The 21,104-nt window shown below is 62.6% G+C and carries 19 protein-coding genes; 6 read left to right on the forward strand and 13 right to left on the reverse strand.

Annotated features, from left to right (window positions below; translation table 11 throughout):
* Nucleotides 1–7: 7 nt before the first annotated feature.
* From AB6Q56_RS06355 to AB6Q56_RS06390, 8 genes are all read right to left on the reverse strand, one after another.
* Nucleotides 8–583 carry an HD domain-containing protein gene (locus AB6Q56_RS06355; protein WP_434516254.1) on the reverse strand — a complete coding sequence of 192 codons (576 nt, stop codon included), beginning with the start codon at nt 581–583 and terminating at the stop codon, nt 8–10.
* Nucleotides 584–628: 45 nt separating this feature from the next.
* Entirely contained in the window at nt 629–2,476 is a 1,848-nt protein-coding gene (locus tag AB6Q56_RS06360; protein ID WP_434516255.1) for a hypothetical protein, read from the reverse strand.
* 19 nt (nt 2,477–2,495) lie between these two features.
* Nucleotides 2,496–4,724 carry a hypothetical protein gene (locus tag AB6Q56_RS06365; protein ID WP_434516256.1) on the reverse strand — a complete coding sequence of 743 codons (2,229 nt, stop codon included), beginning with the start codon at nt 4,722–4,724 and terminating at the stop codon, nt 2,496–2,498.
* Nucleotides 4,725–4,958: 234 nt separating this feature from the next.
* Nucleotides 4,959–5,627 carry a DUF2894 domain-containing protein gene (locus tag AB6Q56_RS06370; protein ID WP_434516257.1) on the reverse strand — a complete coding sequence of 223 codons (669 nt, stop codon included), beginning with the start codon at nt 5,625–5,627 and terminating at the stop codon, nt 4,959–4,961.
* Complete coding sequence (locus tag AB6Q56_RS06375) at nt 5,620–6,264, reverse strand: OmpA family protein (RefSeq protein WP_434516258.1); 645 nt, start codon at nt 6,262–6,264, stop codon at nt 5,620–5,622. Before AB6Q56_RS06375 ends, AB6Q56_RS06370 begins: the two co-directional genes overlap by 8 nt.
* Before the next feature lie 2 nt (nt 6,265–6,266).
* Nucleotides 6,267–8,759, reverse strand: a complete 2,493-nt coding sequence (locus AB6Q56_RS06380; protein ID WP_434516259.1) for a DUF802 domain-containing protein — start codon at nt 8,757–8,759, stop codon at nt 6,267–6,269.
* Nucleotides 8,756–9,514: a DUF3348 domain-containing protein gene (locus tag AB6Q56_RS06385; protein WP_434516260.1), complete on the reverse strand. Its 759-nt coding sequence runs from the start codon at nt 9,512–9,514 to the stop codon at nt 8,756–8,758. The genes AB6Q56_RS06380 and AB6Q56_RS06385 overlap by 4 nt, the downstream gene beginning before the upstream one ends.
* A gap of 235 nt (nt 9,515–9,749) precedes the next feature.
* Complete coding sequence (locus tag AB6Q56_RS06390; RefSeq protein ID WP_434516261.1) at nt 9,750–10,382, reverse strand: hypothetical protein; 633 nt, start codon at nt 10,380–10,382, stop codon at nt 9,750–9,752.
* Between the two features lie 263 nt (nt 10,383–10,645).
* Here AB6Q56_RS06390 and AB6Q56_RS06395 point away from each other — a divergent pair, with 263 nt between their 5' ends.
* The 3 genes from AB6Q56_RS06395 to purL all read left to right on the forward strand — a co-directional run bounded on the left by AB6Q56_RS06395 (nt 10,646) and on the right by purL (nt 15,692).
* Nucleotides 10,646–11,245, forward strand: a complete 600-nt coding sequence (locus tag AB6Q56_RS06395; protein WP_434516262.1) for a DUF4202 domain-containing protein — start codon at nt 10,646–10,648, stop codon at nt 11,243–11,245.
* Nucleotides 11,246–11,303: 58 nt separating this feature from the next.
* A complete protein-coding gene (locus tag AB6Q56_RS06400; RefSeq protein WP_434516263.1) occupies nt 11,304–11,579 on the forward strand; it encodes a DUF2164 domain-containing protein in 276 nt (91 codons plus the stop codon).
* Nucleotides 11,580–11,762: 183 nt separating this feature from the next.
* The gene (gene purL, locus AB6Q56_RS06405; RefSeq protein WP_434516264.1) at nt 11,763–15,692 is read left to right on the forward strand and encodes a phosphoribosylformylglycinamidine synthase; all 3,930 of its coding nucleotides are present in this window, start codon (nt 11,763–11,765) and stop codon (nt 15,690–15,692) included.
* A 69-nt stretch (nt 15,693–15,761) separates the two neighbouring features.
* Here the strand turns inward: purL and AB6Q56_RS06410 are convergent, their stop codons facing one another.
* Both AB6Q56_RS06410 and AB6Q56_RS06415 read right to left on the reverse strand, forming a co-directional pair.
* Nucleotides 15,762–16,304 (reverse strand): cytochrome P460 family protein, encoded by a 543-nt coding sequence (locus tag AB6Q56_RS06410; RefSeq protein WP_434516265.1) that lies wholly within the window; start codon nt 16,302–16,304, stop codon nt 15,762–15,764.
* A gap of 73 nt (nt 16,305–16,377) precedes the next feature.
* Nucleotides 16,378–16,911, reverse strand: coding sequence for a carboxymuconolactone decarboxylase family protein (locus AB6Q56_RS06415; RefSeq protein WP_434516266.1), 534 nt, complete (start codon nt 16,909–16,911; stop codon nt 16,378–16,380).
* Nucleotides 16,912–17,019: 108 nt separating this feature from the next.
* Between AB6Q56_RS06415 and AB6Q56_RS06420 the strand changes: the two genes are divergently transcribed.
* Complete coding sequence (locus AB6Q56_RS06420) at nt 17,020–17,835, forward strand: cupin domain-containing protein (RefSeq protein WP_434516267.1); 816 nt, start codon at nt 17,020–17,022, stop codon at nt 17,833–17,835.
* 126 nt (nt 17,836–17,961) lie between these two features.
* Here the strand turns inward: AB6Q56_RS06420 and AB6Q56_RS06425 are convergent, their stop codons facing one another.
* Together AB6Q56_RS06425 and AB6Q56_RS06430 are read right to left on the reverse strand one after the other, a co-directional pair.
* Nucleotides 17,962–18,309, reverse strand: coding sequence for a CZB domain-containing protein (locus AB6Q56_RS06425; protein WP_434516268.1), 348 nt, complete (start codon nt 18,307–18,309; stop codon nt 17,962–17,964).
* Between the two features lie 339 nt (nt 18,310–18,648).
* A complete protein-coding gene (locus tag AB6Q56_RS06430) occupies nt 18,649–18,813 on the reverse strand; it encodes a hypothetical protein (protein WP_434516269.1) in 165 nt (54 codons plus the stop codon).
* 157 nt (nt 18,814–18,970) lie between these two features.
* On the opposite strand from AB6Q56_RS06430, the gene AB6Q56_RS06435 reads away from it, so the two are divergent.
* Complete coding sequence (locus AB6Q56_RS06435; protein ID WP_434516270.1) at nt 18,971–19,183, forward strand: hypothetical protein; 213 nt, start codon at nt 18,971–18,973, stop codon at nt 19,181–19,183.
* Here the strand turns inward: AB6Q56_RS06435 and AB6Q56_RS06440 are convergent.
* Nucleotides 19,137–19,496, reverse strand: coding sequence for a DUF2917 domain-containing protein (locus tag AB6Q56_RS06440; protein WP_434516271.1), 360 nt, complete (start codon nt 19,494–19,496; stop codon nt 19,137–19,139). The two genes, AB6Q56_RS06435 and AB6Q56_RS06440, sit on opposite strands and share 47 nt — an antisense overlap.
* A 144-nt stretch (nt 19,497–19,640) precedes the next feature.
* On the opposite strand from AB6Q56_RS06440, the gene AB6Q56_RS06445 reads away from it, so the two are divergent.
* Nucleotides 19,641–21,071 (forward strand): PLP-dependent aminotransferase family protein, encoded by a 1,431-nt coding sequence (locus tag AB6Q56_RS06445; protein ID WP_434516272.1) that lies wholly within the window; start codon nt 19,641–19,643, stop codon nt 21,069–21,071.
* Nucleotides 21,072–21,104 lie beyond the last annotated feature (33 nt).

Raw genomic sequence — 21,104 nt, forward strand, 5'->3', positions numbered from 1 at the left:
CGTTTCGCTACGCCTTCCGGAAATGCGCTTCGGCCATGTCGGCAGCCGCTTCCCACAAGGCAGGAGCGCCGCGTTCGATGGGCGGTTGGCAGCGGGATTTGACTTGTTCGAGGGTTACCGCGCATTCCACCCAGGTGCCGCCGTCGGTGGCGGCGTTGTGCAGCATGGGCTGGAAGCGGTCGAGGGCCTTGGCGAATCGGGCGTCGTCGCTTTCGGCGGCTTCGAATTCGTGCCACAGGTCGCGGAACTCGGCGGCCTGGGACTCCGGCAGCAGACCGAACAGGCGTTCGGCGGCCAGGCGCTCGCGTTCTGCCTGCCCGGCGTGCGTAGCGGGGACGTGGAAAGGAACGTCGCCGGCGTCGATTTCCACGATGTCGTGAATCAGCAGCATCTTGATGACGCGCAGGATGTCGATCGTTCCGGCCGCATGTTCGGCCAGCACCAAGGCATACATCGCCAGATGCCAGGAATGTTCGGCGCTGTTTTCGCGCCGCGAGCGGTCGATCAACGGCGACAGGCGCACGACGGTCTTGAGGCGGTCGATTTCGCGCAGGAAGGCGAGTTGCTTGTCGAGGTCGGGCATGGCGGTCGGTTCGTCGGGAAGGGGCTGTGCAAGTCTAACAGCCCCTTAGGGCAGAAAGCGTTGGGGAAGCGGGCGGTAGAGCACTTCGACAGCGGCCGTGGACCAACCTTTGAATATCTCGGCGAGGACTGCCTGGCGCAGCACGTATTCACGTTGGGCGTGCGCCATGAATTCGGTCATCAGCTTGGCCAGTTCGGCACGGTCGGCAGTGGCGAACATCTGCACGAACTGGTAGCGGGAGAGGCCGCTGGTCCAGTCGAAGCTGTACAGCTTGCCGGTAAACCAATCGTAGAGCACGCCATCGCATTTCATGCTGCCGATGGTGGCGGTGGCCGGGTCGGTATAGCCCAGCGCCTTGATCAGCTTGGCGAGGTCTTTTTTCTTCTCGACTCCGAGCAGCGGCCACAGATCCTTGCGCGACTTGAGAAAATCGAGAATGGTGGTATCCGCCACCTTCTGCATCTCGGCTGGGATCATCATCTCGCCGGCAATGCTCTTGATGCTCATCTCGCTCAGGGTCTTGAAGGTTTTCAGCTCCTTTTCCAGGGTATCCAGGGTGAGCTTCATGTGGTCGTGCAGCCAAATGCCGAACTCCTTGCGCGAGATGACGACCTGCACGTCGGCATCGTACTCCAGCGCGTTGATCAAGGTCTGCCGCCAGTTTTCGAGAAAGTCGGCCATGAACTTTTCCAGGCGCCGTATCTCGCTCAAGCCGGCCCGCGTCAGCCTGCCCTTGCCGCGCGCTTTCTGGGCGAAGCTTTCGAGGGTCTTGCCAATCTCCTCCAAGGTCAGTTTGCCGGCGGCCCTAACCCGGGCGAGAACGGTGGTGGTGCCCTCGACTTCGCCGAACAGGGCGAAACTGCTGGGCAGGTTGCCGGCAAGCGCCATCTCCGGCCCCATGTCGTTGAGGAAGAGAACCAGGTCGCCGAACTTGTTTACCGTCGCCACGGCGCCTTCCTGGATGGCCTTGAGCATCGCGGCGCTATCGTCGAGGAAATTGAGCAGACCCGAAAAACCGACCTCGACCGCCTTGTTGAGCGTGCTGCCCAGCTTGGCCAGCAATTCGAGGACGAGGCCTGCCACCTCCTTGCTGGCCCGGGCGCCGCGCACGAAAAGCCGCGCGAAACGGCGGGCCGCCCGGTAGGTCATCCCTGGCAACTTGGCAATGGCGCGGATGCCGGTGAACAGGAACCACAGGTCGCCGGCCAGCTTGCCCAGCATGAAGCCGGCCTTGTCGAAATCGAGGTCGTAGAGGGCGGCACTGAACTCGACGTTCCACGCTTGCCAGGCATCCTGAGCCATGGCGGCCAGCGACTCGACGGAAAGCTGGCGAATGCCGTCGATCAGCTGCCCGATCTTGCGCCGCGCCACACTGAGATCCTGGCAAGCCTCCAGGGCGAAATCGAACAATTCGTACAGCGTTTCCGCGATGGCAGCCCCGGAGTAGCCGAGACCGAGCAGGAAGCCGCCGGTGAAGCGCACTGGTGTCCAGGCTGAGAATTGGTGGTAGTACAGTACCTGTTCCCACAGGACGCCGTGATTGAGCAGGTAGCGCTTCAGGCCGTCGTCGTTTTCCGGCGTCGCCTGATCGAAAAAGGCGTGAACGCAGTCGAAGCGGGCCAGGATGGGGATGAGATCCTGCAGTTCGTCGTTGCTGGGGTTGTAATACTCGAGAATGGTCAGAAGGGAGCGGGAGAAGGCGCGTCCCTGCAAGGAAAACAAAAAACCGGACTGCATGGTCCGCAATTGGTCGACGAGTACCGTGGCCGTCGCCAGCAATTTTTCCGACGGCAGGTGGCCGACGACCTGGATGATCTCCGGCAAGGGCAGGACCGGCAGCCGCCGGCCGCCAGGGCTTCTGATCTGCGGGTCGGCGACGGAACCGTCGGCCACGGGCTGCTGCCGGCTTCGCCTAGTCCGTCAGGCGCGTGCCGACGCCGATATGGACATCGACCGCCGGCGCCGTTGTGGCACCGGCGACGGCGTCGCGAACCGATGCGGTCAATTCGCCTTCCGACGACTGGCTGGCGGCGCGCGCCGTCATCAGGGCGTGCGCGTCGCTCATCGACTGGGCGCTGGTATCGTCCATCGCCGTCGTCATCGCCTGTACCACTTCCAGGTGCGTGCCATCGGTGGGCAGCAACTCATCCCAGTGGGCCAGGCAGATGTAGGGGCGGGTGGCGGTCGGGCAGGGCGTACCGGAGACGACCTGAATCTCGCTGTTGCCGCCGAAATAGGTGTTACGGGCGGTTTCCAGTTCCTGGAGTACCTTCCTTACGGCGGCGGCCTTCTGCGGGTCCTTGACCGGGGTATGCACCCGCCGCTCGATGAGCAGGGCAAGTGCCTGGGGCTCGAAACCGGGGCGGATGGGCAGGAAAACCCGCATCCAGCTGGCATTTTCGAAGGCATCGGGGGCTTTTTCCGGATTGCGACGCTCCCGGTTGCTCCACCAGGACGGGTAATACTGGAAAGCCGTGGCCGAAAAATCGAAGACTTTGTTCCACATTTCGACCTCGAAGCCCTCGTCCCGCTCGCTGGGCGGGAAGAGCATGGCGATCAGCAACTGGTAGGCCGCCGATACCGGATCGAAGGTCGTCATGTAGGCGGTACGCCAGCGCGCCAGGGCGGTACCGATGGCGGTTTCCCGTTCCGCCTTGAGGCGGGCCACTTCCTTGTCGTAGGTGGCCTTTTCCTCGTTCCATTTGGCCAGGTCGGCCAGGAAGGTGGCACTGGCGGCCGAGGAGTCGGCCACGAAGCCGGCGGTCAGGCTGCAATACAGGTGGGCGCCGGCGCCGCCCCAATCGACGCCGGCATGGACGATCACGCGCAGGCCGGGACCGTTCTCGTCGACGTAGGGCTCGGCCAGCAGGACACGGACTCCCGGCGCGCCGCGGCCGCCGAAGCCGGACCAGTTCACGTTCAGTGTGATGGCGTCTGCATTGCCATCCCAGCGATAGCCGGCGGCCGGTACCGGAATCTTGAATTCGTAGTCGGCTCGCATGTCGCCCCAGGGCTGACCCCAACTGTTCAGCTCGATGGAGGGCGTGGTCACCGTGCGCGCCGGACCGACGCCAGGATCGGTCGGCATGGCGCGCAGGGTGGGCAGATCGAGGGTGATCTCCTTTTCCAGACGCTGGCGCTCGGCGCGTTCCGCCTGATCGAGAACGACGCCGGGATCGGGAATGAAGGGCGCCCAGCACAGCCGGACGCCGAAACGTTCGTGTGAGACATCCAGTTTCTGCAGCAGCTTGAAGTAAACCAGATCGACCGGCGTGTAAGGGTTGGGATTGCGCAGAACCCGCTTGTTGCCGGCTTCGTAGCGGCTGGTTTCCGCCACCTTCATGGTGATCTTGTGCTGGGCGCGGCGGCGTGCCGCCAGCTTTTCCGTCTTGGTCATCACGTTGCGCACCGTTTCTCCCTGGCTGGAGGAGAGGGCGTTGTTGACGGAATCCGTGTAGCCGGCGCTGATGTTCAGGTTGACGTAATAGGACACCCCCAGGGTACCGCCGATATTGGTGCTGCGGTTGTGGGTATCGCTCTGGGTCTGGTTGAGCGCTTCGGACAATTCGGTGGTCAGGCTGCTGCCCAGTTCCGTATTCACCTCTTCTTCCGTGTCGTTGATGTCCTCGAAAGTGACTGTCCTCTCGGAAAAAGTCTTCTGTTCGATAGTCACTTCCTCACCCGGCGCCAGGCTCAGCGACAGGATCTGCTCGCCGAGGGCGAATCCCTTGGGGCGGAAGCGGGTGCGTTCGAGCAGGATGACACCGAAGTCGGACGCCTGGCCTGCCAGCTCGACATCGTCCCCCGGCCGGCCCGTTCCCCAGCCCATGCCGTTCGGGTTGCCGCCGTTGCCTGTCGGAGTAACGGTGGTTCCCGGCCCTTGCTTTGGGGGCTTGGGCGGCTTGGGCGGCCGCCCGGGGCCGACTTTGGCATCGCCGGTGCTCAGCGCACTGGCGGCCGCCCTCTCCATCTCGCGGTGCATGTCGCGCATGGCAGTCGATACCACGCTGACCACCGGATTTCCTTTGGCATCGCGGATGATGAACGGGACAAAGCGGTTCTGATAAGCGAAGCGGTCGGCCGGCAGCGGGGTCAGGTCGAGGTCGGACAGGGCGGGGCCGACGGTTTTTCTGGTCTGCATCGATAACTCCGGAAAACGACGTTGGAAGAAAGAAAACCAATTACGTCAGCGACTGAAGTACGAACAGCGACCAGGTACCCAAGTTCTTTCTTGGGTCGTGCGGGCGAGGCAGAATTGTCCGGCCAGTGCCCGTGCCCCGGCTATGAAAATCGGATGCAAAAGCCATTTAATCACCGTCTCGATCAAATGACAACGGGGCGGTCACGCCGGGACGCGGCGTCTCCCGGCGGCTGCCTAACTCGCTTGCCGCTTGCCTGCGTTCCGCTTCGGCGCGCGCGGTTTCCGCTCGCCTTCGCTTCTCGCCGTCGGGCGCGTCGGGTCGGCGTGCTCCAGCCAGATCAGGGTGTCGACATAGGACATGAAGCCCCGCAGGTAGTCCGGCGCCACGTCGCGCATGACTTGCAGGCTGCGCAGCACGAGGTGCTGGGAATTCATCGGGCCGGCGTTTTCCGGGGCCTGGGCCAGCGTCTGGGTCAGTTGTTGCTCGGCACTGAGCTTGGACCAGGTGTTGCGGAAGTAGGCGACAGATTTGAGCTCCGGTGCGCGTGGGGCACGGGGCCTGGCTTTTCGTTGGGTGTTCGGCGAAGGCGCAGGCGAGTGGGGCGTTTCCGGTTGTTCATGGGCATGCTGACCGATATAGGCGAGCAGTTCGGCCAGCGGGCTGGTGGTGGCGTTGTCGACGGGTGTTTCGCCGGATGGGCCGGGAAGGGCTGCCAGTTGGTCGGCAACGGTGTCGAGGCGGGCCAGCAGGGCTCGGCGAACGGCCTCGGGCTGCGTGGCAGCGCGGCGCTCGAGCGATTCGAGGTAGGCAAAGCGTACCGGGTCGCGACGATCGGCGCCGCTGGCGCGCAGGGCGTGCAGGCGGGATTGTGGCTCGCTGGCGCCGCCCGTCGTGTCAGCCATTGCCTTCCTTGGCAGCCTTGCTGCTCTTGGGCACCGGCGCCATTTCGACACGACGGTTGCGGGCGCGGCCTTCGGCATCGGCGTTGGAGGCCACCGGCTGTTGCGCGCCGAATGCGGCGGCGAAGATGGCATCGGATGGCACGCCGTCGTCGATCAGCGTTCGGGTGACGGTGAGGGCGCGTTGGGCGGACAGTTCCCAGTTATCGGCAAATTTGCTGTTGCTGCCGCGCACCGGCATGTCGTCGGTGAAGCCGCTGACCATCAGCATCTGCTCGCCGACCGACAGATAGGCGGCGATGGGCTGGGCGAGGCTCTTCAGGAGCTGCTTGCCTTCCGGCTGTAACTGGTCGGAGTTGAGCGCGAACAGCACGTTGCCACTGATGCCGATCTTGCCGTTGTTGAGCGTGACGCGGCCGGAGGCGAGCGGGCCGGCGAGGGCCTTTTCGAGCGCCATGCGGCGCGCTTCTTCCTGCTGGCGCTTCTGGATTTCGGCTTCCAGGCTGCTCACCAGTTCGAGCTGCACGCCGAGCACGCCGACGAGGATCAGCACGAAGGCACCGAGCAGGCCGGACATCAGGTCGCCGAAGACGGCCCAGATCGGGGTGTCGTGTTCGACGCCGGCGTCGATCTGTTCCATGCTCAGGCCTCGACCGGTTTGTCAGAGAGGCTGGCGACGCGTTGCAGGTCGTCCACCATCTTTTTCTGCGACAGGATGCTGAGGTCGATCAGTTCGCGTGCCTGGGCAACGTAGTAGGCGAGTTGCTCGTCGCTGCGGGTGAGCGCCTTGGCGAGGCCGCCCTCGATGCGCTGCAGCGCGCCCATCATTTTGTCGTTGGCCTCGGTGAACAGCTGGACCGCGGTGCCGAAAGCCTCGCCCAGGCTGGCCACTTCGATGGCGCTGCCGGCGACGCTGGCACCGGCTTCGACCAGCTTGCCGGCTTCGCTGTCGACCTTGCTGGCGAACTGGCCGCTGACGCGTTCGAGCAATTCAGCCGACGAGGCGACCAGCGCGTCGATGGCGCTGCGCTGTTCGGTCGAGGCGTGGTTGATGGCGTCGAGCAAGGCAGCCAGCGTTTCCATGATGCGGCTGCGTTCCTCAAGCAAGCTGTTATCGCGGGCGATGCTGGCGGAGAGTTCGTGACGCAGCTGGCCGATGACCTCTGCAGCGGCCTTGGGTGCCTCGGCCGCGGTCTGCATCAGGCGGGTGACTTCGTCGATGGTTGTCCGGGCCTGGGCTTGCGTGGTCGCGACCACATCGCGGGTGGTATCGGCCAGGCTGCGGGTGATCTGTTCCTGCTGCGCCAGTGTCGCTGCACCGGCGCTCTGCCACTGGCCTTCCAGACGGCCGGCCAGCGTTTGCAGGGCATCGGTGTAGGCGCGCTGACGGTCGGCTTCACCGGCATTCCATTCGTTTTGCCAGGCTGCCTGCTGGGTACGCAGTTCGGCGAACAGGCCGGCGCTGCGTTCGGCGAAGGTATCGACCAGGCCGCTCTGGGTCTTGTCGAGCGCCGTCGTCAGGCGTTCGCTGGCCTGTTCATGGCTGGCCAGGGCGCGCCTCCAGGTCTCGGACACCGTACCGACGGCCCCGTCGAAACGCTGGGCCAGGCCGTCGAGCTGGGTGGCGACCTGCTGTGTCAGGGCGCTTTGCTCGGCGCGAGTGGCAGCGGCCAACTCGGCATGGACGGCGGTGATCTCGCTGCGGATGGCAGCCTGGTTACTGTCGACCGTTGCCAGCAGGGCATTGGCCCGCTCGGCAAAGGTGTCGGCAAAGGCCGCAAGCGCCGTTTGCAGGTTGCGATGCAGCACGTCGCTGGCCTGGCCTTGCTGGTCGACTGCGCTGCGCCAGGTGTCGGAAACCTGCCCGACGGCCACGTCGAAGCGGCTGGCGACGCCATCCAGCTGGCGGGTGACAGTGTCGGCCAACTGCTGATGGGTCTCGCGGGTGACGGCGATCAGCGCCGCATTGCGCTGTTCGGCATCGCCTTGCAAGCTGGCGTGCAGTCCTTCCACCGAGGCCAACAAGGCGCCCGAGCGTTGCTCGAAGCTGTCGGTATAGCCTTGCAGTGCGGCTTGCAGGTTGTGGTGCTGGGTTTCGGTCGCCTGCTCCTGGCGGGCAACCGCCTGCGTCCAGGTATCGCCGACGGTACCGAGGGTTTCGGCAAAGTGGCCGGCAACGTCGTCGAGGCGGGTCTGCACTGTGCCGAACAGCTTGTCGTGCAGGTCGCGCGTCTGGCCAGCAATGCCTTCCATGGTTGCGGTGACGACCGGCTGAATGGTTTCGGCGGCGACGGTGGCACTGTCTTTCAGGCTGGCCTTCAGCGACTGGTCCACGGACTGGGCGAGGTCGGTGTAGAGGGCCTTGGCTTCGGCGTGGAATTGTTGCTGCCCGGCGAGCAGACTGGCACCGAGTTCCCGGTTCTGTTCGGCCATCTGCGTCATCATCGCCCGCAGCGTGCTGACCAGATCGGGCAGGGCTTGCGATTGGGCCTGCAAGGCCTTGAAGGTTTCCTGGCGCTGGTGGGTCAGCGAGAAATCACGCAGGGCGCTGGCGATCTTGCTGTCGAGCAGTTGGCCGATACGCAGACGGTCTCGGCGGCAGAGGGCTGACATCAGGCCGAGCATGGCCGAGGTGGCGACACCGGCGACCGAGGTGCCGAAAGCGACGCCGAGGCCCTTGACCGGCGCGGCCAGCGCGGCGCGGATGGTCTGCAGGTCGGTGGTGCTTTCCAGCGCCAGCACGGCACCGTTGAGCGTGACGACCATGCCGAGGAAGGTGCCAAGCATGCCGAGCAGGACCAGCAGGCCGACGAGATAAGGCGTCAGGCCGGGGCCGGGCAGGGCGGCACGCTCGCCTTCGATGCGCAGGCGGACCGTATTCTGCAGCGGTGCCGGCACCTGTTGCAGCCATTCGCCGAGGTGGGCGAGGTCGTCCGGAATGGCACGCAGGGCCTTGGCAAGGCCTTCGGTGTTGCCGTGGAAGCGGCGCAGTTCCAGCGCGCCGGCGATATAGACGGCGGCGATGACCAAGGTGACGGCCAGGGCCAGATGGCTGCCGCCAATATAGCTGGAGGCGACCCAGAGAACGGCAAGCAGGCCGAGAGTGAAGGCGGAAATACAGAAATTGCGGTTCATGGCGTGGTGTTGTCTTCCTGGCCGAGGGCGGCAATCAGCCCGGTGGCCGGTTTCAGGCGCAGATCGAGTTCGGCGAGCAGCATGGCCTGGGTGTCCTGGCAGAAGGCTTCGAGCCAGCTTCCCGGTTGGGTCCAGAGCGCCGGATCGTCCTGGGCGTCGGCCGGCAGGCTTGCCTGGTGCTCCTGATAACGCTGGGCGAAGCGCCGGGCGAGCAGAATCGGGATATTGCCGAGCAGGTTGCGCTCGCGAACGATCAGTATTTTATCGAAATTGGCGTCCAGTTCGGCTAGCTGGCGATGCGCTGGCGAACGGGCGGCGAGTGCCTTGCGGGCGTTGACGCGCAAGGCGGAAATGGCGCTCGCCATGTCACGCTGGTGAGCCAGGTAGTAGCGATGGTAAGGAGCAAAATCGGCGGCTTCCTTGGCGGTAGCCTGCGGCAGTGGGGTCGGGAAGCGGATGCGGACGGTTCCTTCGCTGAACACCCCATCGTTCTGGATGGAGCTGCTCAGGTTTTCACGAACGCGGTTCAGTTGTGCCGCCAAAGGGCTGGCGTTGGCGTCGCTTGCCGGCGCTGCCGTAGGTGCGGCACCGGCGTTGAGCGCCGAAAAGAGGGCGAGGGCGTCCGCGAAATCAAGCCACTGGCCCAGTCGCTCGCCAAAATCGTATTTGGGATCAACGGGTTCCGGGGTGATTTCGGAGAGGAGCCGGACCAGGCCGGAGCGATTGAAGGTGGTGCGCTGTAATCCTGGCGTCATGGCCGAGGGTGTTACCGAACTCGAAAAAGGCCGGAAGGCTACACCAAACTTGTGTCAGGGTCAGCGCTTTGTCCAAAGCCAGGCACCACCGGCAATTCGGGAGGTGTCAGCAGAAGAGGGCCGGAAATGCGGGTTGTTCGCCAGTGCTCCAGCGCTCTTCTATTCCGGAAAAGCCCGGTCAACGAAAAAGACCGGGAGTAGTCCCGGTCCTTGCTGCCGAATGATTTTCCCGGCTTTATTTCAGTGCGGTCGTGATTTCCGGGCTGTTGAGCAGCGTTTCCACCGTTTCCCTGAAGGCCTTGGGCATGACTTCCTTGGCGTGCCCAGGTGGGTTGATGTGGCTGCCGCCCAAGGCCCGGGTTCCACTGAGTTTTTTGCTGGCCAGCGTTCTGCCGCTGCTGTCGGCAACCACCAGTTGCAGTTCATAGCGGACTTCGGTGTTGATCTGGCTATCGCCGATCCATTCCTGGATGCCAAGCAGCAACAGCCTGTCCCCGGCGCTGGCAATCAGGTCGGTCATGGCTGGCTGTGTCGATGTGGCTGGCTTGGTATCGATGGCCACAACCTTGACGCCATTCTTTGTCAGCGCGTTCTTCATGGCCGTCGCGAATTCCATCGAAAGCGGGCGTCCGCTGGCGGTGGTTACGTCGAACGGGTTGCCGAAGCCACCGCGCTGCATGCCTACCAGATCGGGTGCGCTTTGCCCGGAGAGGACATAGCTGCGCTGGTCGACCGCTGCTACGGAAACTGATTTGTCGGTCCGGGTGCTGACTGCAGGCTCAACGTTGTTGTAAGCGTGCTTGTTGCCCACAGCACAACCGGAAAGGAGGACGGCAGCGAGCAAGGTCACGAGGATAGGGGTTTTCATATGAATCAACTTGGATGCTTTCGGAGAAATGGTCACAAATGAGCTACGAAAGGAGAGTGCCGATGAGCCTGTAGCGCTCGAGCGCAAGCTTCCCCGCTCGCTTTCGTGGGCGCCAGCGATGTTGCCGAGTTTTTCCCGTGGTGACAATGGCATTTTTTTCAAAATCCCGGTGATTGCCGAAAAATTGCCTGCACTCCGTTGCAAAGCTACCCTTGCGCTCTTTCCGTCCAACACGCGACTCTGACACATTTTCGAGAATACGAATGACCAACAGCCAGGAACGTTTCAACCGCGCCATCGCCCTGTTCGATGCCGCCAACGCCGAAGACCCCAACCAGAAGGACGGACAGCCGAAGGAGTTGCTGTACGCCCGGCGCATGACCGACATGATTGGCCGCTTCGCGCCGCACGCCGGCGAAGTCGCACAACTGGCCGTGCGTGCCCAGCACATCCGACGGTGGACGGTGCCTCGTAGCAACTATCCACTCGGCAAGCCGGGCTACTTTGCCTGGCGAACCGGGCTCTATCGCTTTCATGCGGAAACGGCTGGCGAACTGATGCGCCAGGCCGGCTACGACGAGGCGACCATCGCGCAGGTCAAGACGGCGGTCGGCAAGGAGGGGATCAAGACCAATCCCGATACGCAGTTGCTGGAGGATGTTTCCAGCCTGGTTTTCATCGAGCACTATATGCTGGGCTTCGCCGGTCAGCATGCCGAATACAACGAAGAGAAATGGTTGGGCATCATCCGCAAGACCTGGAAAAAGATGTCCGAAGCAGCGCGTGCGTTTGCGACCAGCGGTGGTATCAAGCTGCCGGAGGCGCTGCTGCCGCTCATCACGAAGGCGCTGGCAGAGGCATGAAGCAAATGCGCCACCAGGGTTTTTGCTCTCAATTAGCCATTGTCGGGAGCCGACAGCCATGACCATCGAAATTTCCAACGAGGCCAGCAAGGCTGCCATTGCCTCGATCCAGCGTTATTTTTCCGAAAATCTCGATGAGGAAATCGGCAATCTGGCTGCGGGAGCGCTCCTCGGTTTCTTCCTGAAGGAAATCGGGCCGGTCGTCTATAACCAGGCAGTAGCTGACGCCCAGGCCCGCTTGCAGGCACGGGTTGCCGAACTGGATGTCGAGGTCTACGAAGAGCCTTTTGCTTATTGGACCAAGCAGGGGAAAGCGGGCAGGCAGCGGGAGTAAGCTGAACCGACCGTGTCATGGGGCATCAGGATGCCCTGGCCGGCTTAATCGTTCGGTAGCTTGCGAAGTCGGAACGCTGGTGGGAGGGGCTGATGTTCGGTCGCCCGGGTTTCGCCAAAACCCGGGAGCACCCCGCCTCAGGTATAATGCCGGCCTTCCCGCCTAACCCGATTTCACCTCTCCATGGCCGATATTCTTTGCCTCAAGGGCGACAACGCTCTTTCCGCTTTCCGCCTGCAACGCCTGCAAGCCCGCCTGACTGCCGCCGTCTCCGACATCGAGTCGGTCGCCGCCGATTTCTGGCACGTCACCGCGCTGCGCCGGGCGCTGAACGCCGACGAGCGTTCCAAGCTGGCGCAACTGCTGGAGGAAAAGCAGGCCGGCGAGGACAAGGGCGAATTGTTTCTGGTGACCCCGCGTATCGGCACCATTTCGCCGTGGTCGTCCAAGGCGACCGATATCGCCTGGAACTGCGACCTCGACGCCATCGAGCGTATCGAGCGCGTGATTGCCTACCATGTCGTGGTACGTGGCGGCCGTGTCTTGAATGCGGACGAGAAGAAGACCGTTGCCGCGCTGTTGCACGACCGCATGACCGATTCCGTCCTGGCCGGTTTTGCCGATGCCGGCGAGCTCTTCCGCCATTTCGAGCCGAAGCCGCTGAATACCGTGGACGTGCTGGCCGGCGGCAAGGCTGCGCTGGTCGAGGCCAACGGCTCGCTGGGCCTGGCCCTGTCGGACGATGAAATCGATTACCTGCTCGACATCTTTACGACGGCCAAGCGCAATCCGACCGACGTCGAACTGATGATGTTCGCCCAGGCGAACTCCGAACACTGCCGCCACAAGATTTTCAACGCCTCGTGGGTGATCGACGGCGAGCAGAAGGACAAGACGCTGTTCGGCATGATCCGCGAAACGCACCAGGCCCATCCGCAAGGCACGGTCATGGCCTACGCCGACAACGCCTCGATCATCGAGGGCGCCACCATCCAGCGCTTCTACCCGGATGCCGATCGTGGCTACAGCTACAAGGAAGAGCTGACCCACATCCTCACCAAGGTCGAGACCCACAACCACCCGACGGCCATCTCCCCGTTCCCCGGCGCATCGACTGGCTCCGGCGGCGAAATCCGCGACGAGGGCGCCACCGGCAAGGGCTCCAAGCCCAAGGCCGGCCTGTGCGGCTTCTCGGTCTCCAACCTGAACCTGCCGGATGCGCCGCAGCCTTGGGAAAAGGCTTACGGCCGCCCGTCGCGCATCGCTTCGGCGCTCGACATCATGCTCGAAGGCCCGATTGGTGCCGCCGCCTTCAACAACGAATTCGGCCGCCCGAACCTGACCGGCTACTTCCGCACCTATGAGCAGGATGTGGCCGGCACCGTGCGCGGCTACCACAAGCCGATCATGATCGCCGGCGGCCTGGGCAGCATCCAGGCCGAGCAGTCGTTCAAGGAAGAGACCTTCCCGGTCGGCACGAAATTCGTGCAACTGGGTGGCCCCGGCATGCTGATCGGCCTCGGTGGCGGCGCAGCGTCGTCGATGACCGCCGGCGTCAATGCCGAAGACCTCGATTTCGCCTCCGTGCAGCGCGGCAACCCGGAAATCCAGCGCCGCGCGCAGGAAGTCATCGACCGTTGCTGGCAAATGGGCAAGAACAATCCGATCCTGTCGGTGCACGACGTTGGCGCCGGCGGCGTCTCCAACGCCCTGCCGGAACTGGCCCACTCGGGTGGCGTCGGTGCCGTGTTCGATCTGCGCAAGGTGCCGACCGAGGAGCCGGGCATGTCGCCGGCCGAAATCTGGTCCAACGAATCGCAGGAACGCTACGTGCTGGCCATCCCGGCCGACCGTATCGCCGAATTCCAGGCCATGTGCGAACGCGAGCGCTGCCCCTTCGCCGTGGTCGGCGAAGCGACCGGCGATGGCCACCTGACCGTGACCGACGCGCATTTCGGCGTCAATCCAGTCGATATGGAAATGGAAGCGCTGCTCGGCAAGCCACCGCGCATGACGCGCGACGTGACCCATCAGCCGGAAACCTTCGTTTCCTTCGACGCCACCGCCATCGAACTCAAGGATGCCGCCTATCGCCTGATGCGTCTGCCGACCATCGCCGACAAGACCTTCCTGATCTCCATCGGCGACCGCTCTGTCGGCGGCATGACCGCCCGCGACCAGATGGTTGGCCCGTGGCAGGTGCCGGTGGCCGACGTTGCCGTGACGACGATGGGTTACCAGGGTTACCTCGGCGAAGCCTTCGCGATGGGCGAGCGCACCCCGCTCGCCGTGTTCGACGCCCCGGCTTCCGGCCGCATGGCCATCGGCGAGGCACTGACCAACCTGGCCGCCGCCGACATCGGCGATCTCGGCAAGGTCAAACTGTCGGCCAACTGGATGGCGCCGTGTGGCGTGCCGGGCGAGGATGCCCGCCTGTTTGACACCGTCGAAGCCGTGTCCGACCTGTGCAAGGCCATTGGCGTGTCGATCCCGGTCGGCAAGGATTCGTTGTCCATGCGCACCGCCTGGGAGGAGCAGGGCGAGAAGAAGCAGGTGGTATCGCCGCTGTCGCTGATCGTGACTTCGTTCGCCGCGGTGAACGACGTGCGCAAGACCAAGACGCCGCAACTGGCCGTCGACCAGGGAGAAACCGAACTGCTGCTGCTCGACCTCGGCCAGAACCGCCTCGGCGGTTCGGCACTGGCCCAGGTGTACAACGCCACCGGCAGCGATGCACCGGACGTCGACGACCCCGCCAAGCTGAAGGGCCTGTTCGACGCCGTGCAGCAACTGAACCGCGACGGCCTACTGCTCGCCTACCATGACCGTTCGGACGGCGGCCTGTTCGTTGCCGCCTGCGAAATGGCTTTTGCCAGCCGTCGCGGCGTGTCACTCGACCTCGACGGCCTGTGCTTCGACGCCGCCGCACTCGACGTCGATGGTGCCGAGAAGCGTCCGGACCTGCTGGCCGGCCGTGATTTCGAGCATATCGTCCGCGCCCTGTTCAACGAGGAACTCGGTGCCCTGATCCAGATTCGCCGCGAAGACCGCGAAAAGGTCACGCCCATCCTGCGTGCCTGCGGCGTGCCGTACCATTTCGTCGGTACGCTCAATGAGTGGGACGAAATCCGCGTTACCCGCAACGCCAAGCGCGTGCTGCGCGAAAAGCGCGTCGACCTGCAGCGCGCCTGGTCGGAGACCAGCTACCAGATGCAGGCCATGCGCGACAACCCGAGCTGCGCTCAACAGGAGTTCGATCGCATCCTCGACGTCGCCGACCCCGGCCTGACGCCGAAGCTGACGTTCGATCCGCAGGAAGATTTCACCAAGGTTTACGCCCAGGTCAGCGGCCGTCCGCGCGTCGCCATCCTGCGCGAGCAGGGCGTCAACAGCCATTATGAAATGGCCGCTGCCTTCGATCGCGCCGGCTTCGCCTCGGTCGACGTCCATATGAGCGACATCCTGGCAGGCCGCGTCAGCCTCAAGGACTTCAAGGGCCTCGTCGCTTGCGGCGGTTTCTCCTACGGCGACGTGCTCGGTGCCGGTCTCGGCTGGGCGCGGACCATCCTGATGCATGACGGCTGCCGCGACGAGTTCGCCGCCTTCTTCAACCGTCCGGATACCTTCGCCCTGGGCGTCTGCAACGGCTGCCAGATGATGAGCGCGCTGAAGTCGATCATCCCGGGCGCCGAGCACTGGCCGGCTTTCCGTCGCAACAAGGTCGAGCAGTTCGAGGCGCGTTTCGTGATGACCGAAATCCTCGAGACACCGTCGATTTTCTTTGCCGGCATGGAAGGCTCGCAAGTGCCCATCGTCGTCTCGCATGGCGAGGGCAGGGCGGTGTTCGACAACGCCAACGACCAGTCCAAGGTGCTGTCGGCTGTGCGCTACGTCGACAACAAGGGCGAGCCGACCGAGGTCTATCCGTACAACCCGAACGGTTCGCCGGGCGGTCTGACGGCGGTGACCACGGCCGACGGCCGCTTCACCATCATGATGCCGCACCCGGAACGCGTTTTCCGCACCGTGCAGATGTCCTGGCACCCGGAAAACTGGGGCGAGGATTCGCCGTGGATGCGCATGTTCCGCAATGCCCGCCGCTGGGTGGGTTGATCGAAATAGCCTGATCAAAAAAAAGGAACGCCTCGGCGTTCCTTTTTTTTGAGCTCAGCGAAAGCCGATTCAGTGTTTTAGCAAGGGGTAGCCCTGGATGAACACACGGTCGGTACGAGCGGCCGGAATGTGACAAGCCTGGCAGTCCGCCTTGTAGCTGGTGGCGGCGTTTTCCAACGGCTTATCGGCCTTGTACATGGCCCAACCCCAGCCGTCTTCCCAGAGTGGGTTGCCCGGAAAACGGCCTTTCCAATCCTTGATCATCACGAACCACACTGCCGGTTTTCCAGCCCAATGAACCGGGTTGCCCGTTGTTAGCGGGCCGGTTTCAAGTTGGCGGATTTCCTTGACCAGGGTCGCACCGTCCGGGAATCTTCCAGTCTTGCGATAGTGATCCAGTGACTTGCGTTCGGTGTAAACATCGTGGAAGCCGCGAGCAGCCGATTTGTCATCGGTTACAGCCCACGAGCCAAGGTGAACGAAGTCGCTGCGGAAATTCTTGGGCAGACTGATCTGCCCCTTGTCATCGACGTAAGGTGAGAATGAATCTGCTGCCAACAATGGCATGGCGAGTGTCGACGCGATTGCTGCAATGACGAGTTTTGTTTTCATGGTTACGCTCCTTTTACCTCGGTTTGCCGTCGGAAACGCCATTGAGGAAGGCGTTTCCGACAATGCGGCAGGACTAGACCTTGACGGCCGGGAAATCGACTTCAGTGCCCGCTACGTGATTGGCGTAGTTGGTCAGCGTGTTCAGGGCGACAGCCGCCACGACTTCCAGCATCAGCCCGTCATCGACGCCGGCATGGCGATACGCTTCCAGATCGGACGACTCCAGCATGCCGCGTTGTTCTGTCAGCTTCCTGGCCAGTCCGGCAAGTGCCGCATCCAATCGGGTCGCGGCATTGCCGTTGCGAGCCTGGGCGATATCATTTGAATTGAGACCGGCGCCTTGTCCGAGTAGGGTATGCGCGCTCAGGCAATACTGGCAGGAATTGGCTTGACCGACAGCCAGTGCAATGATTTCCCGTTGTGCCGACGTCAGGCGCCCACCGCCGAGCGTGTCGGCGAGACCCAGATAGCCCTTCAGCACCGTCGGAGCGTGGGCAAGTGTGGCAAAGAGATTGGGAACCATGCCCAATTTGCCTTTGACGGCGGAAAGCGTGCTGGCTACCTCGGCATTGGCGTTTGCAGGATTGATGGGGTGAATAAAAGGCATTTCGATCTCCTGGTGATGTCATGCAAAAGTGCATGGGATGGATGATCGGCTTTTTTTTGATACGATACGAATCGATTCGTATCAAATTGCATACCAGGAGTATCATTCATGGACAGGCTTGCGGTACTGCTGCAGCACTACACCCTGAGCACGGAGGTCTTTCATACAGGCCAGTTCTGCGGCCAGGCGGTTTACGACAGTCCGCATGGTTTTCTGCATCTATTGCGGAGCGGGGCTGTCCGGGTGACTTCCGACCGGCACCCGCCATTGCATTTGAATGAACCCTGTTTGTTGCTTTATCCGCGTCAGGCACGCCATGTTTTCATCACGCAGGATGGTGAAGCAGCGGATTTGATTTGTTCCCGAATCGATCTCGGCTCGGTGGCGGGAAATCCGATTGCGCGCGCCCTACCGGATATCCTTCATGTTCCATTTGCCAAGGTTCCGGAAATGAAAGCGACGCTGGATTTGCTGGTTCAAGAATCCAATGGCTCGTTGTGTGGGCGCCAGGCCGCGATGAATCGCTTGTCGGAACTGCTCCTGATTCATCTCCTGCGCTACCTGATGACTAGCGACGCGGTGTCAACGGGTTTGCTTGCAGGCCTGGCTGACAAGCGCTTGTCGAAGGCGATCACAGCCATGCACGAACAACCGGCGGATGCCTGGACGCTGGAGGGATTGGCCGATGTTGCCGGGATGTCGCGGGCGCGCTTTGCAACTGTTTTCCGGGAAACTATCGGCTGCACGCCCGGCGCTTATCTGACGGCATGGCGAATCAATCTGGCTGGCAAGCACCTGCGCCAGGGAAAGTCGGTGGCATGGACTGCCGATGCAGTTGGTTACGCTAGCGCAGCGGCCCTGGCGCGGGCTTTCCGTATCAATAAAGGACTGTCGCCCGGACAATGGCTGAAGACAGCTGAATAGTGCCGCATTGAACCCACAGGAATCGGAGCATCCTGGCGATGCACCTCTTCAATCGGTTTGGGCAATAAAAAAGCAGCCATCAAGGCTGCTCTTCGTTGAGTACAAACCAGAGGCGGGGAGGATTGCCTATCCGTCGGTGAGAACGGCCCGAGCATCGTCGAGATGGGCAATCAGCCGATGCGCAGCTTCGTTCAGGTCGGGAAGCAGCAGGTCGGCCGAGTCGCCAAGGCCGTTGTTGCTCAGATCGATGATCTCGTTGGCCAGGGCGTGGAAATGCCGGTCGGCGGCGAGCAGGGCGGCCAGCACGCTGTTGTTGCCACTGGCGACACGTGGCGACAATTCCTGGTCAAGCGAGCAGCAGCGATGTTCCGACAGGGGCATGTCAGCATAGTCCCCGCCGGCAAAGGCGTTGAGGAACTGCCGTCGCCACTGGTTGTGCAAGCGTATGGCGCTGTCGATGTCGATACGCTTCATGCGTCGTTTTCTCCGGGTAAAAAGACCGGAAATCAAAGCAAATCCAGTCGTAGGCCGGATTATGCCGCAGCGGGGCGCTTGGGCAAATGGGGGACGGCGACGATTGTTTTAGGAAGCGCTGGTTTGCGACCAATCCACCAGGCCCGTCGCTTACGGAAAACGCTTGGCGCCTTTCCTTAATCGCGGCATGTCGGGCGGTGCTCCCTCACGCTTTTCGATGCGACGCTGCCCGCTTTGCTGGGCCGAGCGATCGGCGGAATGGCGCGGCTATTCAACGGAGGAGCGCCATTGTGCCGGAAATGGCCAGCCAATAGAGGGCTGCGGCTGGACCACTCACTTTTAATGCATGCAGACCCGTTGCTTGCGTCGCCAGCAAGCCGGGATGTGGAGTGCCGTCGCATCCCAGGGGGCTTCTGCAAAGATGGCCTTGGCGCGGGCGAGGCGTGCGTCTTCTTCGGCGGAAATGCCGGCCAGCAGTTCAAAGAGTTTCTGAATGCGTTCCATGATGGTGACCTCCGAAAGGATGTGCGATTGACTGTATGAATAGCCAGTTGTTTGGCTGTGGGTGCACATTAAACGATAACTGTATGGATGTACAGTGTTCGTTAAAATCCCGTTCGGAGGTAGCCTTTGGCCGTCTAGATCGACAGGACAAGCCAAGATGCCCCGTGACAAATTCTCCTCGTTTCCCGCTGCCGGTACCTTTGTGGCCTATCGCGGGCGTAGCGGCAAGAGCGAGCGCAATGTTCGGGTGGTCGCCGAAGCCTCGGGCGGGCGGATGGTGGTCGAGGCGATCGGTCGTCAGGGCGTACCGGTTCGGCTGACCGTCAAGCGAGAGAATCTCGCCCCGATGCAGCCCTGCCTGTTCGACTGATCCGCGCCAAACTTTCACGCATCCTCTTCACCCATTCGTCGCGCAGGCGACACCACCGTCTCGCCGCGGCCCGAACGAGTGCAGGGCGTTCAAAGCGAATCCGTGCTTCACCCACGCCCTCGATCAACGTCAGCGCCGCGCTGTCGATTTCATGCCATTGGTCGCCATGAAGAAAAATGTCTTCACTCTGGCCGGTTGTCGTGATCCAAACCGTACCCTGTAGGCAGAAAACGCGTATGCCGCTCGCCCGAGTAACCCGTAGCGGACTGTTTTCACGCAGGAAAAGTTCGCTGTTCAGCCATTCGATTTTCATCTCGCTCTCCACATTTTGTTTGTAAAGAGTGTAGGCGGCTCGCAATAGCTGATACAGTCACAATAAAACTAAATTGTGATCAATACAGTTTCGGATACTTGAAACTGTGCTGCTATGTTTTGAAATCCATTGTATTGGTACGGCATGCCTGAAGATCTTTTGCGATATGAAAAACTGGCCGATGAGTTGGCGAGAATGATGGCCAGCGGCGTGCTCAATCACGGTGATCGGCTACCCTCGGTACGCCGGCTTGCCCGGGAGCGCCGCGTCTCGGTCAGCACCGCCGTCCAGGCGATGCGGCAGCTCGAAAACCAGGGGTTGATCGAGGCACGGCCGCAATCCGGTTTCTATGTCCGGCGCGCCCGGATGGCGCACGCCGAGCCCTTGCTGCGGACGACGCCTGACACGCCGCTGGCGGTCGATATCTCGCAGCGCCTGGTACGTGTGATGCAGGCTGGCATCCGCCCCGGTGTCGCACCGCTGGCAGCAGCCTTGCCGGCCTCCGAACTCATGCCGGTCGCGGCGCTGCACCGCTTGTATGCCGGCGTGGCGCGCCGCCATCCCGATCTGCTATGCAGCGGCAGCCATATCAACATGGACGATCCGGTACTGGTCAGGCAACTGGTCAGGCGTTCGCTGGCCTGGGGCGGCCCACTGGCGGCCGAGGAGTTCGTCATCACCAATTCGTGCACCGAGGCACTTGCCCTCTGTCTGCGGGCTGTCACCAAGACAGGCGACACGGTGGCCGTCGAATCACCGGCTTACTACCTGATGCTGCAGCTGCTGGAGAAACTAGGCTTGCGTGCCCTGGAGATTCCGACCGATCCGCGAACCGGCATGTCGGTCGAGGCGCTTGATCTGGCGACGCGCAACGGCGGCATTGCCGCCTGCCTGCTGGTGGCGAACGGCAGCAATCCGCTGGGTTCCCAGATGCCCGACGAGCGTAAGCGTGCATTGGCCAGGCTGACTGCCGAACGCGGCGTCGCCGTCATCGAGGACGATATCTACGGCGACCTGCATCTTGTCGAGGAGCGTCCGTGGCCGATCAAGGCTTTCGACAGCAGTGGCAACGTCATGCTCTGCTCATCGTTTTCGAAGTGCCTGTCGCCGTCCTTGCGCGTCGGCTATGTCGCTGCCGGGCATCGTCGGGGAGCGGTTGCGTTGCAGAAGACCATCGGCAGCGGTGCAACGAACCCGATTACCCAGCGCGTGCTGGCCGAATACCTCGAGTCAGGTGCCTACGAGCGCCATCTGCGTACCTTGCGGCGCTGCTACCAAGCGCAGGTCGATGCGATGAGCATGGCCATCTCCCGCTACTTCCCGTCTGGCACCCGTATTTCACGGCCGCAGGGGGGATTCGTCCTGTGGATCGAGTTGCCCGAGGGGACCGATACGACGGCGCTGTACGAGCAGGCCGTCGCCGAGAACCTTGCCTATGTGCCGGGCGAGCTGTTTTCTGCCAGCGGCATGTATCGTAATTGCCTGCGCCTGAATTGCGGCAATCCGCACACGCCGCAAATCGAGGATGCCGTGCGACGCCTCGGACTCCTGTTTTCCGGCGCCCAAATCAAATAGGGCTGGGGCAAACTGGGGTATGATTGGCCCTTT

The sequence above is a fragment of the Dechloromonas sp. ARDL1 genome (genome assembly GCF_051122455.1).
Taxonomy (GTDB): Bacteria; Pseudomonadota; Gammaproteobacteria; order Burkholderiales; family Rhodocyclaceae; genus Azonexus.